We start from the raw sequence: 17,326 nt of genomic DNA on the forward strand, positions 1-17,326 counted from the left end.
TAATGAACATAATGCGATTAACTGTAAAATTTACTGATTATTGAGTAATAAATCCAATATTAGATGAGTCTTCTCTTCCATCAATTGATTATCACCTTTGCTTTCAACATTTAAACGAACAACCGGTTCGGTATTCGATGTTCTTAAATTAAAACGCCAATTATTGAAATTCATTCCTAGCCCATCGGTTAAATCAATATCTTGCATATGGGGCATAAAATACTGATGAATCTTTTCTATCGCAGCTTGTGGATCTTCAAGCACTCGATTAATCTCACCAGAAACAGGAAAAGCCTTAATACGCTCCTTGACCAACTGGCTTAATAACTGGTTTTTAACACTGAGTAACTCAGTCACTAATAGCCATGGAATCATGCCACTATCACAATAAGCAAAATCGCGGAAATAGTGATGAGCACTCATTTCACCCCCATAAATAGCATCTTCAAAACGCATTCTTTCTTTAATAAATGCATGCCCAGTCTTAGATTGGATAGGAATTCCGCCATTTTTTTTGACAATCTCTATTGTATTCCAGGTTAAACGCGGATCATGGATAATTTTAGCACCTGGCTCTTTTAATAAAAAACATTCTGCTAACAGACCAACAATATAATAACCTTCAATAAAGCGGCCTTGTTCATCAAATAAAAAACAGCGGTCAAAGTCACCATCGAACGCAATACCCATATCAGCTTGATGCTTAATCACAGCATCAACGGTGTCTTGCCGAGATTCGGGCAGTAGCGGATTAGGAATACCATTAGGAAAAAGACCATTAGGCTGATTATGTATTTTGATGATAGAAATTGGAATATTTTCGGCTTTCAGTCGAGACTCAATTTCATCAATAACATGACCTGCAGCACCATTACCTGAATTTATCACCAATTTCAGCGGACGAGTTAAATTAGCTAAATTAATGTAACTAAGCACATGGCTAACATAGGGCTCAATAATATTTCGTGATTGGTAACTCCCTTTGACTGCCACATCTTTAAACTGCTGGTGTTCAGCCATAGCTTGAATATCAGCAAGCCCTGTATCCCCACTGATCGGTTTAGAGCCTTCACGTACCAATTTCATCCCATTATAATCAATAGGATTATGGCTCGCCGTAACTTCTATACCACCATCAACATCAAGATAAAATGTTGCAAAATAAACTTCTTCGGTTCCAGCAAGTCCAATATCAATAACATCTACACCGGCATCTTGTAATCCCTGGGCTAAAGCAAGTTTAAGTGACTCGCTACTTAACCGAACATCGCAACCAACAATAACGGTTTTAGCTTGTAAATATTCACCGTAAGCTCTGCCAATTCGATAAGCAATGTTTTCATTTAATTCGGTACCTAACTTGCCTCGGACATCATAGGCTTTAAAGCAGGTAAGTTTATTAACTATCTGCATTTTCTATCCTTTTATTCCTTGAGTATAATAGTCTTCTATACGAATAATATCATCCTCTTCTAAATAACTACCGGATTGAATTTCGATTAATTCCAATTCGATCTTACCGCTATTTTCAATTGAATGAGGTTCACCTAATGGGACATAAACTGATTGATTTTCTGTTAACAACTGTATCTTATCGCCAATAATCACTTTTGCGGTTCCCGATACAATCACCCAGTGCTCAGAACGATGATGATGCATCTGTAAAGCAATTTTTCCGCCAGGTTTGATTCTGGTACTTTTGACTTTATAACGACTTCCATCATCAATTAAATCACTACTGCCCCATGGCCTAAATAACTCTCGATGATCTTTAGATTCACGTCGGTCGGATTGTTTTAATTGCTCAATGATTTTTTTTACATGTTGACAATCATTCTTATTCATTACCAATACAGCATCTTTAGTCTCAATAATCACTAAATCAGATACACCAACGGTGGCCACCAATTTATGCTCAGCACGTATATAGCTATTATGTGTATCAGTAGTTAGCACATCCCCGTAAAGTACATTATTATCTTGGTTCTTAGTACTGATATCCCATAATGATGACCAACTGCCAACATCGCTCCATTGTGCATCCATAGGAACAACCACCGCATCTTGAGTACGTTCCATTACCGCATAATCAATAGAATCTGATGGACACTGACTAAACGCCATTTTATCTAAACGAATAAAATCAAGATCAGTTGTTGTCTGGCTTAAAGCCGATTGGCAACATGCCAAAATTCTAGGGCTATATTTATGTAATTCATTAAGATAGCATTTTGCCTTAAACATAAATAAGCCACTATTCCATAAAAACTCACCCGATGAGACATAGCGTGTCGCTGTTTCAAGATTTGGTTTTTCAACAAACTTTTCGACTAAAAAAGCGTCATTACCTTGAGGCTTACCTTTTTGAATATAACCGTATCCCGTTTCAGCATATGACGGCACAATGCCAAAAGTGACTAATTTATCAGAATTTGTGTGTACAATTGCGCGATTAATCGCTGTGTAAAATGCATATTCATCATTAATAACATGATCAGCAGCTAGGACTAACAAAATACCATCAGGATCTTTTTTAGCAACTTCAATCGCCGCCAATGCTACAGCTGGGGCTGTATTACGTCCAAAAGGTTCTAAAATAATATTGTGAGCTAACTGATCAATCTCTCGTAATTGCTCTGCCGCAATAAATCGATGCTCTTCATTACAAATTATTAATGGATCAATAATATTATCAAGGCCATTTAATCGTTTGATAGTTGCTTGTAACATGGAATCTTCGCCATACAAGCGGATAAATTGTTTTGGAAAGGCTTCTCGTGATAGTGGCCACAAACGACTGCCTGTGCCACCAGCCATAATGATTGGGTAGATTTTATTCATGATTTCATTTTTTTATATAGCAGTTCTACATTATTTAGCATGTTAGCATCTGTAAAGTTTTTTTTATATTTATAAAAACCATTTTCTCCAAGCGCTTTTAAATTCTCCTTGTCTAGCTGCAACAATAATTTCACTAAACTATCACGTTGATTTATTGAAAATAAATAACCCGTTATGCCATTTTCCACCACTTCAGGTAACGATGTAGTATTTGCCGCAATGATAGCTTTAGAATAACTCATCGCTTCTAAAGGTACAATTGCAAAACCTTCCCAACGACTAGGAACGATTACCGCATCGCAATAAAATAAATACGGAATAATTTGTTGATGAGTCATCCATCCTTTAAAACTGATGTTATCGTATTTATGCATATTAGTATCGTTAATGATAGCTTCATCATTTACAAAGTCACCTATTGCAGTTAAATGGCAATTAGCAAGGTTGGGCATTGAATCTAATAAAATATCAAAGCCTTTTTGATAATCAAATCTACCAATAAATAATAGATTTATCTTAGAATTAATTGGATAAGGATTTTTAACAGTGTCAAGGTCTTTATTCCACTGAGGTACGCCATTATATATCATGACTAATTTATTTTTAGATAACCCATAATTAACGGATTGATCATACTCATATTGACTGACGCAAATTATTTTGTTTGTTACAATTTGCATTAAACGTTCGATAAAAACATATAATCTTCGCTTATTTATCGAAGTTGTCATTAAAAATGAAAAAGCATGCGGACAATACACAACTTTTGTGCGCTGAAATGGATATAAAAAAATTAACATAATTCGACAGATAACACCTGCAAAGCTACTATGAAGATGAACGATATCTGGTTTTTCTTTACAGAAAACTCGAATAAAGCTAACAAGAAGCGAAAAAAAAGAAGCAATATTTCTACCAGTCCGTTTAAACAAAAAACAGTCATATTTATCAATATTTTTGATATGCTCACACTGACTATCTGGAATCAATAAAACGACAGTATCTTGTTTAGTTTGATATGCAATTAGTTGATTTAAAACTGTTGCGATACCACCTTTAATCGTTTCAGCTACATGAAGGATTTTCATTTATGTACCTATCTTATTGAATTATAAATATCAACTAATTTTTTAGCAGATGAGTTCCAAGAAAACCGTTTCACATTATTAAATCCTTTTTGAATTAATTCGTTACGCAATTGATCATTTGTCTCGATATGCGCTATTTTTTGAGTAATATCATTAATATCTAACGGATTGAAATAATAAACAGATTCAGCTAGAACCTCTGGCATTGCCGTCACATCAGAAGATAATACTGGACATCCACACGCTTGAGCTTCCAGAGGGGGAATCCCAAATCCCTCATAAATAGATGGAAATATGAATGCAATCGCATTTTGATACAGTTTAATTAATTCATCATCACAGACGCGCCCTACAAACTCAATATTAGCATTGTTACTATACTTATTCGTCATAACACCAGCACGACCAACGACTTTAAGTTTTACACGAGACGAGTTAGTCAATTGATTAAAAGCTAATATTAACCTTTCAAAATTTTTATTATAAACATCGGATGATACTGCCAAAAAATACCCTCCGTGCTCTTTATTCGCGGGGAAAAACTGATCTGATACCGCATTATAGATAATGTCGATATTTTCATAATTAACTTTATAGTAATCAGCAATTTCACGTCTAGAGAAGTCACTAACAGTAAGCACTTTTTTAGCTTTCTTGATTAATTTTGGCACCAAAAATTTATATAAAACTAAAAATGCTCGAGAAAAACTTTCAGGATAACGAATAAAGGTAATATCGTGCAGTACTAATATATTGTTTTGATAAAATAATGGCGCTCTATTACATAAACTGATTAATAATGGTGCCCCATGCTTATTTAAAAAACGAGGTAACTCAACTTGTTCCCAGTATAATCCATCTTTTTTACCAACTATTTCTATATTAAAGCCTTGAGGGGCAAAACGCTCATTAAATGATGATGGAACAAGAAAAACAACATCATCTCGCAATTTAATAAGTTCTTTACAAATTTCCAATGCAAAACGTTGGACACCTGTAATATTTTGCGTTAAAAAACGACCATTAATATAGACTTTTGAATTCATCTTAATTCCTTATTTTATTTGTCTTAAGTCTGAACTGATTAAATAGTAATATAGTAATATAGTAAAATTATCCATTGTCAAAATATAGACAGTAGATGTGAATAACACCAAAAGCAATAGTTTAAAACTATCGAATTTAAGTATTATCATAGATGATAATATCAAAACAATACCCAAAATACCAAATTCAATTATTAATCCAGGCAGACCAATTGACGGGAGGAGATGCCGTCCATTAACTAAATAATCGACTAAAGCCATCCCATCAGATGTAAAACATTGATAATCAGAAGGACATCCAGTCAAAATATAGTTATCTCTCATATTAAAAATTAAGTATGCAGAAGATAAACGATGTGCAATAGATTCATTATCATAGAAAAAACTTGTCGAACCAATATTTAAATAAATAGCCACAACACAATAAACTGAAAATACGATTAATAACGTTAATAAAGTTGGTATTTTTTTTATGAGCGACCTAAATAAAAATAAAATTGGTAAAATAACGCCTAAAATAGATACTTTGGATAAACTGAACAAAAAACCTAATAAAAAAATAACTTTCTCTATAAATGTTAATTTTCCATATCTGATTCTGATAAGAAATACGATGCATAATAGTGAAACAAAAAACCCTGCCTCTCGGGATAAACCAGACATCCTCGGAAACAAAAAAACTACATATTGGTTAGTATAAGTCAACGTTGCAAACTTACCCCACAATAATACAGCAATATTTCCAGGGCCTAGTTGATAGGCTAATTCTGGAGAATAAAGAAAAGAGAAAAATTGAATAATGCAAAAAATGGCGGAAAATAAAAAGCAGACATATATTTTTTTTATAATAAAATTATTTAAGAAAAAAAGATATGTAACCCCAATAAAAATTGCGATGAATTTAATCGCTAAGCCTATTTTTAACGAAAATAAACAGTACCCTATCCATAAAATAAACAGTATTAAGTAATTTAAATTGATTCTTTTAATCAACTGTCCGATAAAATATCGGTCACAAAACATTAAAGGAAACCAAATATACAATGTCAAATCATTAATTGATGGATTAAATGGTGATGCAATAAAGAAAAACGCTATACACCATCTTAGGCATGATAGTGCTAAATTCTCTTTATTACACTCATTATCAATAAGGTCACTACTATATTTGAAAACTTTATCTTTCATCTTCATTCCTGTTATTTTTAAATAACATGCCAAATAAACTATTTAAGAAATAAATATATACGATACAAAAAAAGAAGATAATCAAAGTTTTTCAACGATATCTGAATACGCCTGAATCATCACATTTTGATCGAGAAAATTAAGAACAGATTCCCGACTTTTTTTCTTTTGAAGATTTAATTTATCATCATTATTGGCATAAAATGATATAGCTGAAAGCAAACTATTTTCAGAAATATCAATGATTGTACCATTTACATTGTTTCTGATTATCTCGGTTAATCCACCACAATTTGAGGCAATAACAGGAATGCCATGAGCGCAGCTTTCTACCGCCACCAGACCAAACGGTTCTTGCCATAGAGAAGGAACAATAAGCAGATCAATATCAGAATAAAACGCTCTCGATTCAACATAACCCAAAAAATAAATGCGGCTATCATCTTTCGCTATTTTTTTCAGGTAAGATTCATAATGTGATGAACCTTTTCCTGCAATTAGCAATCTCGCATTAATAGGTAATTTTTTAAAAGTTTGAATGAGTAATTCAACGCCTTTAATTTCACTTAATGTACCGATAAAACCGATGGTTAATCGAACATTACCTTTTTTACGACATTCAATATTTTCATCGGCACAAATATTTAAACAGTTGTAAACAACACTATTTGGTACATCTTTAAAATATCCATGGTTAGTGAACGTATCGAGTATAAATTGACTAACTCCGATCACATAATCAATCTGAGTTGATTTTTTACTAAAACCATATCTGAATATTTTTTCGCTCAATTTACGACTATCTTTTGACTTGTTGCTATTATACATGACCACAGTCGGCGTTAATAAATAATAATCATGTAATACTTGTACTATTGGTATATTAAATTTTTTGATCGCTTTCCAAGCTGATATCGACCACCCGGATAAATTATGGACCATCACCACATCAGGTTTTTCTTTAACTATGACGTGCGCTATAAACTTTGCCATACTTTTATTATGACGATCTTTTAAATGCCAAAGCATTTTCTTTAAAATACTTGCTGAATTTCGACGATAGGGCCAAAATAAATTTCTTAATCTTGCCCGATATACTTTAATCCCATTAACATAATCCAACGAGAGCTCGCCATGTTCGGTAGATGCCAATACCACAACGTCATGCCCGAGTCTATGTAAGCCTTCAACTTGCTTTTGTAAAATGATTTCAGCACCACCTGCGATATCAGGTGTATATAATGAATTAACAAATAATATTTTTTTCATAACCGCAGTCTAGTTTGTATTAGATAATAAATATTTTCGTGAATGCTCCTTTAAAGTTTGTAGCTTTTCATTAGGTAAAACATAATCAATATCATCAATAAGAATCTGCTCTGTTTTCATAACAGCTCTATTTTCTAACCCTAGGGATGCCAATAAATTCATTGAACGACTATCTACTGAGTTACCTAATTTTATTGTATAAAAATTTTTCTGATTAATAATAGCAAAAGCGGTTCCATGAAAGGACGTGGTCACAATATATTGTGCATTTTTAAATAAAGAGATAAATTCATTTATTCCAGCTGTATCAAACAAATTAATATTTCGAGAAAGTAAGACTCTTGATGTTAATTGGATAATTCTACAATTTTTTTCTTCAGCTATTTTGCTAGCAACATGGAGAACCTTTTGATCAAAATGAACTTGATAAACTAAGACATACTTATCATCTATTGGCTTTGATAATATATCCCAATCTTGTTGATCAAGCAAAAAAACGGGATCAATGACATGAGTTATCGATTTATTAAAATTAGCAATAAAGAGTTCAACGGACTCTTTTTCTCTCATTGATACCTCATCAAATGATGATAAATATAGCTGCCAATTACTGATATTAGTTTTTGATATTTCTGCATTACCAAGACTTGCTGCATAACTTATTTTACGTTTTGCTATAATTTTATCAGTCAGTAAACCATAAAATTCATCTGGTCCATGAGTTAAATTTAGATTCCATACTTGATCGCTACCTACAATACATAAATCTAATTGACCTAAATCCTCTATAGAAGACAAATTCAATTCATGTTGAATAAAAGATTCAAACGCATTATATCGACTACGTTTTTTTCTATAAATAAATGGCGAACCAATAATATGTTTAATTTTCCCCATTAATGTACGCGATGAAAAATTTCTAAAATCATATAAGGTATTAGTACCTAATAAGAATTCTGGTCGATAGTTTATAATCTTGACATCCAAACCTTGCTTCAGTAGATAAGTTTGTAGAGCATAAGCCTGCAATACCGCGCCATAATTATGAGCGCAATGGAATGTTAAAATACCTATTTTCATCTAACCCTCAAATTTAAAACTTATCATTAATAAACAATTACTTAAAAGTAACAATATCTTCTAATCGGTATCTTTTAGAGATGGCAATAGCAAACACTTCGGGAGGAATACCGCATGAAATCATAGCAATAAAGTTTTCAGAATCTTTAATTTTACACAAATCTCTGAGAATCAAGTCTTTACCGGGAGTATGGCTACAATTTAATATGCAGCCAGCTATTTTCAAACTATGCAGAGCATACAATAGATTCATCGCGTAGATTCCGCCATCAATATACGCCTGGTATCGCTCTTGAGCTTCACTAAAAACACCTAATTCAGCAGTAATAACAATCAACTTATTTGATAAATAACCAAAACCTCCCGCTCCCATTTGAGCATCAAGTATTTTTTTGATTGTTGATTTATCAGAGTAAACATACGTTCTTACTGTTTGACGATTACAAGCGGAGGGAGTATTAAGTGCGATTGAAAATGCATCTTGTAATCGCTCTAATGGAATTTCCTCACTAGAATAGTTTCGAATACTTTTTCTTGAGCTTGAAAAAGTGGCAAACGGAGAATCTACATGGGTAAAATAGGCTTCTTTTGTTATTTTTTCCTGTTGAGAGGCTTCAATATTTGAAACAACTCTCGAAGATAATAGTGAGCTAATCCGTGTATTTAGCTCAGCACATAATTCGAAATTATTTTTTGATTGGAATATTTGATACTCTTTAATCACTGAAATTGCATGTGCTACTTGAGGGGTAACTGGAGTATATTTAGTAATATAATCATAACAATTATTGCATAACGATAACATTTTTTGTTCGCCAAAACCAATTCTAATCTCTGGCATAGTTAATCCCTTTTCTATAATATGGGATTCTCTTATTATCATCGCTTCCAATTTTAGCTGACTATTTAAATCGGTTGTTGATGAATATTCACAATAACGTTTGTAATCATAATAATATGCTTTTCTTATTTTATATTTATTATAATTAACACGAAGAAAATCAAATACAATTTTGGGTAATATTTTTTTTATAATTTGCTTATTCATTTATTCATCACTCTTTTAAATTTTCTTTTTATAAATAACTGTTCGTTTTGATCTAAACCATATAGGTATGAAGTCAATGCAAAAAAAGACATTGATATTAAAATAGTAAAAATAAAACGATATGAAAAATCCAAGAAAGATACACTGATATAACAAACTATAATTGAAAATAATATAGGCATTGTACATCTAAACAAAACATCATTTAAATATCTCAACATAGATAATTTAGCAATATTCTTCAAAAAAGTAAGCCTAAATATTAATGCAATAATTTCCATAATAATCATTGAAGCAAAAATATAATAGATGGGTAAATCAAAATATAATATACATACTGATATTGGAATATTTAATAATAAAATACCACCAACAATAGATTGATATAATTTTATTTTGCCAATTGCTTGGATAGCTGATTGTAATCCAATACTAACCTGACTAATCATAATGGTAATAACCAGTAAAGATGAAAACATTACTGTATTTTTAGGTATACTTCCTAACCAAAAGAGCAATAATGCTTTCATTTCAAATAAACATGGAATTGATAATGATGAAAACAACAAAAAACCAAATTTACAAGCAGAAAGAGAAAGCTTTAACATTTGCTCTCGATTTCCTGCACCCTCATGTTTCATTATTTGTGGATTAATTGCTCTTAACATTGATAGCGATAAAAATGTCATTTGTGATGAAATTTGATTAGCTATACCGTATGCCGCATTTATAACTGTACCGTAAAAGATATTTAATATTACAGCGATACCTTGAACCTTAGCAACACCACAAAGAGCACCAACTAGATTCCATCCAGCAAAAGAGGCTAAATTATGAAACATTTTTTTATCAAAATATTTTAAAACTAACAAATTACACTCAGAGTATTTTTCTAAACAATACGCAACATATAATAATAAACTCGCAAAACTAATAGAAGCCATTGCCAAGCCATACAGAATTAACCTATCACTCGAAATGAATAATAATAATATCGCAATAATTAACTTCAATAAAACTTCTAATAAATAAATAATAGAGATAGATAACATATTCTCTCTAGCATTTAATACAGCGATAAAGGGGACTGAAAGCACAGAAAAAAATACAGATACAGACATAAATAAGTAGATGTACTTCGCAGCGTTTATTCTAGATGTTGGTATATTAAGAACCTCATCAAAAAGAAATAAGCCCACAATATTTAAGCCAATAATAAAAAATACAGCTATTAATAAATGTAAAATTAAACTATTACCAAATACTTGTTTTTGTGCTTTTTCATTATCTTTACCTAAATGATAAGATAAATAGCGTTGCGTCGAAACAGTCATAGCGGTATTGAGGAAGGATAGCATCGTAATCAACCCTGCAATCAACTCAAAAATACCATAATCAGTAGCACCTAATGCATTAAGAACAATTCTTGTTGTATATAATATTATACCAACGGAGCAAACCATTCGCCCATATAAAATGAAAGTATTATTAACAATACGTGAACTATCAATACTCATTACCAATAGTCTCTTATTCTTAGAAATTAAAATATTTTTCTATCATAATCTGCTAATCTCGACCCCTAAACCACGCAACTTCTCTTCGATTTTTTCATAGCCACGGTCAATATGATAAATACGATCGACAATGGTTGTGCCTTTAGCTATTGCGCCGGCAAGTACTAAACTTGCTGATGCTCGGAGATCGGTTGCCATCACTTCAGCGCCCATTAATTGCACGACACCATGAGTGATAAGTGTATTGCCTTCAACTTCAGCTTTCGCACCCATTCGAATTAATTCAGGTACATGCATAAAGCGATTTTCAAAAATAGTTTCCTTAATAATGCCAGTTCCTTCTGCCACCATATTAAGCAGTGAAAATTGCGCTTGCATATCAGTTGGAAAACCAGGGTGTGGCGCTGTGTGAATATTAACGGCTTTTGGCCTTTTACCTTGCATATCAAGGCAAATCCAGTCATCACCCGTTTCAATCACAGCACCGGCCTCATGTAATTTCGCTAACACGGCATCAAGAAAGTGTGGGCAAGTATGACGACAAATGATTTTTCCTTTTGAAATAGCAGCGGCAATCAAATATGTACCAGTTTCGATACGATCAGGCAGAATTTTATGCACGCCACCACCGAGTTTTTCAACCCCTTCAATCGTAATACGATCAGTACCAGCGCCAGTAATTTTAGCGCCAAGTGTATTTAAAAATTTAGCAGTATCAACAATTTCAGGTTCACATGCGGCATTTTCAATAACGGTTTTGCCCTCTGCCAACGTCGCTGCGCTCATGATGGTAACGGTTGCCCCAACACTGACTTTATCCATAACAATATGCGCGCCAGTTAAGCGGCCATTGACCGAAGCCTTCACATAGCCATCTTCAAGAACAATTGATGCACCAAGCTTTTCAAGACCAGAAATATGTAAATCAACCGGCCTTGCCCCAATTGCGCAGCCACCGGGTAACGACACTTGACCTTGACCAAAACGTGCAACTAAAGGCCCTAATGCCCAAATGGATGCCCGCATGGTTTTGACTAACTCATAAGGTGCACAAAAATTATCCACCCCACTGGCATCAATATCAATAAAACCATTACGTTTGATTTTTACCCCAAGACGTTCTAATAATTCTAGCGTCGTATCAATGTCTTTTAATTTAGGGACATTTTGAATTTCGACTGGCTTTTGCGCTAATAGCGCAGCAAATAAAATCGGTAAAGCGGCATTTTTTGCGCCCGATATTGATACTTCACCATTTAGCTGCGTTGGTCCTACAATTTTAAACTTTTCCATAAACACGACGATCTCATATCTTAAATATTGCCCAGTATTATAGAGGGTATCAAAAAATAAGTAAGCAATTATTCATTAAAAGTTGTTAATTATTGCACTCATAGCTAATCACGCTATCATTAATGACGACAAGAGATACCGTGATTATTATTCAAAATAATGATACGATAAGAGGAATTTAATTCACCAAGGATATGTAATGTTCGATAATTTGGCCAAAGCAGGAAAATATCTTGGGCAGGCTGCTAAATTAATGATTGGTATTCCCGATTATGATACTTATGTACAACATATGAAGCTAACTCATCCAGAGCAGGCTCCAATGACGTATGAGGAATTTTTTAAAGAACGTCAGGAAGCCAAATATGGTGGTAAAGGCGGCTTTAAGTGCTGTTAGTAAAAATAATTCAGTAAGGGCTCACGATGACATCCCTCTCTCTTTTACCCGTAACAATCTTGACTGGTTTTTTAGGATCAGGCAAAACCACGCTAATTAACTATTTACTCAATCATAATCAAAATGAAAAAATTTTAATTATTGAAAATGAGTTTGGGGCGGTTAATCTCGATAGTGGTTTATTAAAAAAAGATGCCAATATTGAAATTGTTGAAATGACCAATGGCTGCATCTGCTGTAGCGTGCAGGGCGAACTCGCCGAAGCATTGTATCAATTACATCAAAAACGCTTAGATGGCTTAGTCCAATTCGATCGGTTGATTATTGAAACGACTGGCCTTGCCGATCCCGCGCCAATTTTGCAGACTTTTTTTATTGATGAGCTAATTAGAGCAACCATTCAACTTGATGCCGTCATCACCCTGGTTGATAGTGAACATATTTTACAGCAGCTTGATGAACACCGCGTAGCCTCTTCACAAATTGGCTTTGCCGATCGAATTATTCTGACCAAAACTGATCGTATCACTGCCGAGCAAAAACCAGATATTTTGGCTAGAATTAATCAAATTAACAATAAAGCGCTCATTTTTGAAGCGTTCAATGGTCAAATACCTAAAGCAGAATGGCTTGATATTCATGCCTTTGATTTAAATGATGAACTTGAGCTAAACAAGGGCTTTTTTGTGATTGATACCTCTAAGCAGCTTAAAGCTGATTTTAAACCATTTAGTACAGCAATCATCAAGCAGTCTTGGAATGATGATATCTGCTCATATGTGTTTGAAGCCGGAGAGTTAGATTTGAAGAAAATCGGTACTTTTACCGAACAGCTGATTGAACAACACGGTAACGATATGCTGCGTTATAAAGGAGTCCTGGCGATCAAAGATCAACCACAACGGCTGATTGTGCAAGGTGTGCATAAAGTTGTTGGGTTTGATTACGGTGCCCCATGGGAAAATCCTAACGAACGCATCTCAAGGTTCGTCATTATTAGTCGAAAATTACCATTTGATGAATTAAAGCAAGCATTTATGCAAACAGTGTCAACTTAGTCGCCAATTGAGTCAACATAAAAAAGGATGCGTAATAACGCATCCTCATCTATCGAAGCCGCAGATGTCATTATAAACCAAGTAGTTTTCTCTCACGCTGCCACTCTGTCGGTGTATAGGTCTTAATTGATAAAGCATGTATACTATTGTCAGCAATAAATTGCGCTAACGGTGCATACACCGCTTGTTGTTTTTTGACGCGGCTTAAATCCGCAAAAATATCACCAACGGCAATCACTTGAAAGTGGCTGTTATCTTCGGTCATAACATGGACTTCATGTAATGACAATGCTGCGTTTAACGTTTGCTCAATAACTTTTTTATCCATAGTATTACTCATATTCCTATTAATTAGATAGTACAACCGGCTCAAGATCGTACAATTCAGTCAGAGTCTTAAGTTGTAGCGTGACATCAACCAATGTCGCTTGATAGCCAATACACAAATACGTTAATAATGCTAAACCAGCAGAGTCAACGCGAGTCAGCTTGGCAACATTAATACTATCAATATTGGCAAACTGAGCGTATCGCGACCAAACAGAACCAAGGCTATGACAATCGAGTATCCCGGCAAAATGCAAGGTGCTACCTTGTTTTTCGATAGTAATCATAGTTGACATCATTCTTCCTTATATGAAGAGTTTTAACACATTATTTTGCTGGTGTTGATTGTGGTATATCGGCATCGAGATCAATTTTTTGCTTAGCTAAAGAATTTAGCTGTTTTGTTAGAGCATCAATACCATCTGTGCGTAGAATTGTCGCCCATTCGGTCTGCTTAGTCGTAATCATACTGACGCCTTCTGCAATAAGATCATACGCTTTCCACTCGCCTGATACGGTGTTTTTACGCCATTGGAAATCAAGACGAATAGGCGCTTGGTTCGCATCAGCATTAATTAATAATACACGAATTGAAACCATATTTTTACCCGTTAAGTCTTTTGCTTGTTCAATCTGATACTGTTGTCCTTTATACATTGATAAGGCTTGTGAGAAAGCTTGGATTAAATAATTTTCAAAAGCTGCAAAATAAGCATCGCGTTGCGCTGGCGTTGCTGATTTATAATAACTACCTAGCACAAGCGCACCCGCATATTTAGTTTGAATATGCGGTAATAAATCCTGTTTAACAATCTCTCTTAAAATTTCAGGATTACGCTTGATTTTTTCAGCCTGATTATTGATTGAGCTAAAAATTTGATCTGCCGCAACTTCCATCTGCTTATAAGGATTTTCATTATTATTTGGCGCAGCTATTACAACTGGAACAAAAAATAACAAAGTAACCATCATGATTTTCTTTAACATTATTAAACTCCTTTATTTTTTAATCTTTCGTATGATTAGCTTGATCTTTATTACTACTGCTGTAGAGGAACTGTCCAATTAAATCTTCAATCACAAGCGCTGGCTTAGTATTATGAATCACTAGCCCATCTTGGAAATAAAGCGGCGCTTGCTTAGCACTATCTTTAGCCGTTAAACCACTCTCTAAAGCATCAAGTTCATCTATTTCACTTATTGTACCATTATCAATCCCTAACCCGACATCGACAAACTGCTCACCGAGTAAGCCAGAGGTTTTAATCGATAATGCGCTACTACTTGGAATTGTATTATACTTTGCATCAATATCGATTGTCACATAAGGCTTATAGCTATGGTCTGAGGAATCTAATGAAATATTTGTAACTCGACCAATTACAACACCGCCAATTTTAACTGGCGAACGTGTTTTTAATCCACCAATATTATCAAAAACTGCATAAATTCGATATGTGGAATTATTGCTAAAAGTGCTTGCATCTGTCACTCTAAAACATAAAAAGAGTACCGAACAGATAACAATGACCATAAATAATCCGACCGTGATTTCAACTTTACGATTCATCTCTACATGACCTCAATTACTAAACATTAATGCAGTTAGAATAAAATCTAACGCTAAAATAGATAATGATGAATAAACTACTGTGCTAGTAGTTGCTTTACTGATACCTTCCGATGTGGGAATGCAATCATAGCCATTAAACAACGCGATCCAACTTGCCGCAATAGCAAAAATAAAGCTTTTAATAAAACAATTCATAATATCATGCCAAAAATCAACATTACTTTGAATAGAAGACCAAAAAAATCCAGAATCGATCCCTTTCCATTCAACGCCAACTAACGCACCGCCTAAAATACCAACTGCAACAAATATCGCAGCTAAAAATGGCATACAAAAAAATCCTGCCCAAAAACGAGGCGCAATAATACGTCTTAACGGATCAATCGCCATCATTTCCATGCTAGATAATTGCTCTGTTGCTTTCATCAAACCAATTTCAGCGGTTAAAGCAGAGCCTGCTCTACCTGCAAATAATAGCCCGGCAACGACGGGGCCAAGTTCACGAAGGAGTGCCAACGCAACAAGCATACCAAGGCTAGACTCAGCACCAAAAGTAGTCAGGATAAAATAACCTTGCAAGCCCAACACCATTCCAATAAATAAACCTGATACGATGATAATCGTCAGTGACTGTACACCGATAAAATAAAACTGTTTAACTAAAAGTGGAAACTGCTTTTTAAACTCCGGCCTACCAATTAATGCACCAAACAACATCATACCTGCTCGACCAAACATTGCGATAAAATGAATACCTAACTGCCCAATTTTGGCAAATAAAGTCAACATTAACGGCTACCTCCGATCAGATCTGCTTTATAGTCATTAGCTGGATAATGAAACGGTACAGGTCCATCGGCCAGTCCATCTAAAAACTGTTTAACGCGCGGGTCGGTATTTTGACGAAGTTCTTGCGATGTCCCGCCTGCGATAATATGTTGTTCAGCCACAATATAAGCATAATCAGCAATACTGAGCACCTCATCAACATCATGTGTAACAACAATGCATGTCAATCCTAATGATTGATTTATCTCAGAAATAAGTTTAACAATCACGCCCATTGAGATAGGATCTTGCCCGGCAAACGGCTCATCAAACATAATTAATTCTGGATCAAGCGCAATCGCTCTGGCAAGAGCTGCACGCCTTGCCATACCGCCTGAAAGCTCCGAAGGCATCATATTTGCAGCACCACGCAATCCAACCGATTGCAGCTTCATTAATACCAGATTATGCAAAATAGGCTCAGGCAAATTAAGGTGCTCTCGTAATGGGTAAGCGACATTATCAAATACCGATAAATCAGTGAAAAGCGCACCAGATTGGAATAACATACTCATTCTTTTGCGTACTTGATATAAACGCGAACGCGATAAGGTTGGAATATTCTCATTATCAAATAAGATCGTACCTGATTGAGGTTTGAGTTGACCACCAATTAATCTTAACAATGTGGTCTTTCCTATACCAGATGGCCCCATGATGGCCGTCACTTTACCTTTAGGTACAGACAAATTCATATTTTTATAAATTGGTCTTGCTCCTCGATAAAACGACATGTCGCGAATTTCAACTAAATTTGTTGTTGAGATTGTCAT

At 34.4% G+C, this 17,326-nt stretch carries 18 protein-coding genes; 2 read left to right on the forward strand and 16 right to left on the reverse strand.

What is annotated here, in order from left to right; all coding sequences use genetic code 11:
• Positions 1-30: 30 nt before the first annotated feature.
• The 10 genes from DES39_RS09445 to murA form a co-directional block, all read right to left on the reverse strand.
• On the reverse strand, positions 31-1,413 hold the full coding sequence (locus DES39_RS09445; RefSeq protein ID WP_121145538.1) for a phosphohexomutase domain-containing protein: 1,383 nt from the start codon (positions 1,411-1,413) through the stop codon (positions 31-33).
• 3 nt (positions 1,414-1,416) lie between these two features.
• On the reverse strand, positions 1,417-2,841 hold the full coding sequence (locus tag DES39_RS09450; RefSeq protein WP_121145539.1) for a mannose-1-phosphate guanylyltransferase/mannose-6-phosphate isomerase: 1,425 nt from the start codon (positions 2,839-2,841) through the stop codon (positions 1,417-1,419).
• Positions 2,838-3,929 carry a glycosyltransferase gene (locus tag DES39_RS09455; protein WP_121145540.1) on the reverse strand — a complete coding sequence of 364 codons (1,092 nt, stop codon included), beginning with the start codon at positions 3,927-3,929 and terminating at the stop codon, positions 2,838-2,840. The genes DES39_RS09450 and DES39_RS09455 overlap by 4 nt, the downstream gene beginning before the upstream one ends.
• 8 nt (positions 3,930-3,937) lie before the next feature.
• Positions 3,938-4,975 carry a glycosyltransferase family 4 protein gene (locus DES39_RS09460; RefSeq protein ID WP_121145541.1) on the reverse strand — a complete coding sequence of 346 codons (1,038 nt, stop codon included), beginning with the start codon at positions 4,973-4,975 and terminating at the stop codon, positions 3,938-3,940.
• 9 nt (positions 4,976-4,984) lie between these two features.
• Positions 4,985-6,163, reverse strand: coding sequence for a hypothetical protein (locus DES39_RS09465; protein WP_121145542.1), 1,179 nt, complete (start codon positions 6,161-6,163; stop codon positions 4,985-4,987).
• An 81-nt stretch (positions 6,164-6,244) separates the two neighbouring features.
• Positions 6,245-7,432 carry a glycosyltransferase family 4 protein gene (locus tag DES39_RS09470; protein ID WP_121145543.1) on the reverse strand — a complete coding sequence of 396 codons (1,188 nt, stop codon included), beginning with the start codon at positions 7,430-7,432 and terminating at the stop codon, positions 6,245-6,247.
• A 9-nt stretch (positions 7,433-7,441) separates the two neighbouring features.
• Entirely contained in the window at positions 7,442-8,512 is a 1,071-nt protein-coding gene (locus DES39_RS09475; protein WP_121145544.1) for a polysaccharide pyruvyl transferase family protein, read from the reverse strand.
• 37 nt (positions 8,513-8,549) lie between these two features.
• A complete protein-coding gene (locus tag DES39_RS09480; protein ID WP_121145545.1) occupies positions 8,550-9,560 on the reverse strand; it encodes a nitroreductase family protein in 1,011 nt (336 codons plus the stop codon).
• Positions 9,557-11,077, reverse strand: coding sequence for a lipopolysaccharide biosynthesis protein (locus DES39_RS09485; RefSeq protein ID WP_121145546.1), 1,521 nt, complete (start codon positions 11,075-11,077; stop codon positions 9,557-9,559). The genes DES39_RS09480 and DES39_RS09485 overlap by 4 nt, the downstream gene beginning before the upstream one ends.
• 42 nt (positions 11,078-11,119) lie before the next feature.
• Positions 11,120-12,370, reverse strand: a complete 1,251-nt coding sequence (murA, locus tag DES39_RS09490) for a UDP-N-acetylglucosamine 1-carboxyvinyltransferase (protein ID WP_121145547.1) — start codon at positions 12,368-12,370, stop codon at positions 11,120-11,122.
• 199 nt (positions 12,371-12,569) lie between these two features.
• Between murA and DES39_RS09495 the strand changes: the two genes are divergently transcribed.
• Together DES39_RS09495 and DES39_RS09500 are read left to right on the forward strand one after the other, a co-directional pair.
• On the forward strand, positions 12,570-12,767 hold the full coding sequence (locus DES39_RS09495; protein ID WP_121145548.1) for a YbdD/YjiX family protein: 198 nt from the start codon (positions 12,570-12,572) through the stop codon (positions 12,765-12,767).
• Positions 12,768-12,793: 26 nt separating this feature from the next.
• On the forward strand, positions 12,794-13,825 hold the full coding sequence (locus DES39_RS09500; RefSeq protein WP_121145549.1) for a CobW family GTP-binding protein: 1,032 nt from the start codon (positions 12,794-12,796) through the stop codon (positions 13,823-13,825).
• A gap of 70 nt (positions 13,826-13,895) precedes the next feature.
• Here the strand turns inward: DES39_RS09500 and DES39_RS09505 are convergent, their stop codons facing one another.
• Genes DES39_RS09505 through mlaF form a run of 6 tightly spaced genes read right to left on the reverse strand, consistent with a single transcriptional unit; the run spans position 13,896 to position 17,326 of the window.
• Positions 13,896-14,153 (reverse strand): BolA family protein, encoded by a 258-nt coding sequence (locus tag DES39_RS09505; protein ID WP_121145550.1) that lies wholly within the window; start codon positions 14,151-14,153, stop codon positions 13,896-13,898.
• A gap of 19 nt (positions 14,154-14,172) precedes the next feature.
• Positions 14,173-14,448 carry an anti-sigma B factor antagonist gene (locus DES39_RS09510; protein ID WP_121145551.1) on the reverse strand — a complete coding sequence of 92 codons (276 nt, stop codon included), beginning with the start codon at positions 14,446-14,448 and terminating at the stop codon, positions 14,173-14,175.
• A 31-nt stretch (positions 14,449-14,479) separates the two neighbouring features.
• On the reverse strand, positions 14,480-15,139 hold the full coding sequence (gene mlaC / locus DES39_RS09515) for a phospholipid-binding protein MlaC (RefSeq protein WP_121145552.1): 660 nt from the start codon (positions 15,137-15,139) through the stop codon (positions 14,480-14,482).
• A 19-nt stretch (positions 15,140-15,158) separates the two neighbouring features.
• Positions 15,159-15,722: an outer membrane lipid asymmetry maintenance protein MlaD gene (gene mlaD, locus DES39_RS09520; RefSeq protein WP_121145553.1), complete on the reverse strand. Its 564-nt coding sequence runs from the start codon at positions 15,720-15,722 to the stop codon at positions 15,159-15,161.
• A gap of 12 nt (positions 15,723-15,734) precedes the next feature.
• Positions 15,735-16,514, reverse strand: a complete 780-nt coding sequence (gene mlaE / locus DES39_RS09525; RefSeq protein ID WP_121145554.1) for a lipid asymmetry maintenance ABC transporter permease subunit MlaE — start codon at positions 16,512-16,514, stop codon at positions 15,735-15,737.
• The gene (gene mlaF, locus DES39_RS09530) at positions 16,514-17,326 is read right to left on the reverse strand and encodes a phospholipid ABC transporter ATP-binding protein MlaF (RefSeq protein ID WP_121145555.1); all 813 of its coding nucleotides are present in this window, start codon (positions 17,324-17,326) and stop codon (positions 16,514-16,516) included. The genes mlaE and mlaF overlap by 1 nt, the downstream gene beginning before the upstream one ends.

Origin of the sequence: Orbus hercynius, assembly GCF_003634275.1 — a bacterium.
Lineage (GTDB): Bacteria > Pseudomonadota > Gammaproteobacteria > Enterobacterales > Orbaceae > Orbus > Orbus hercynius.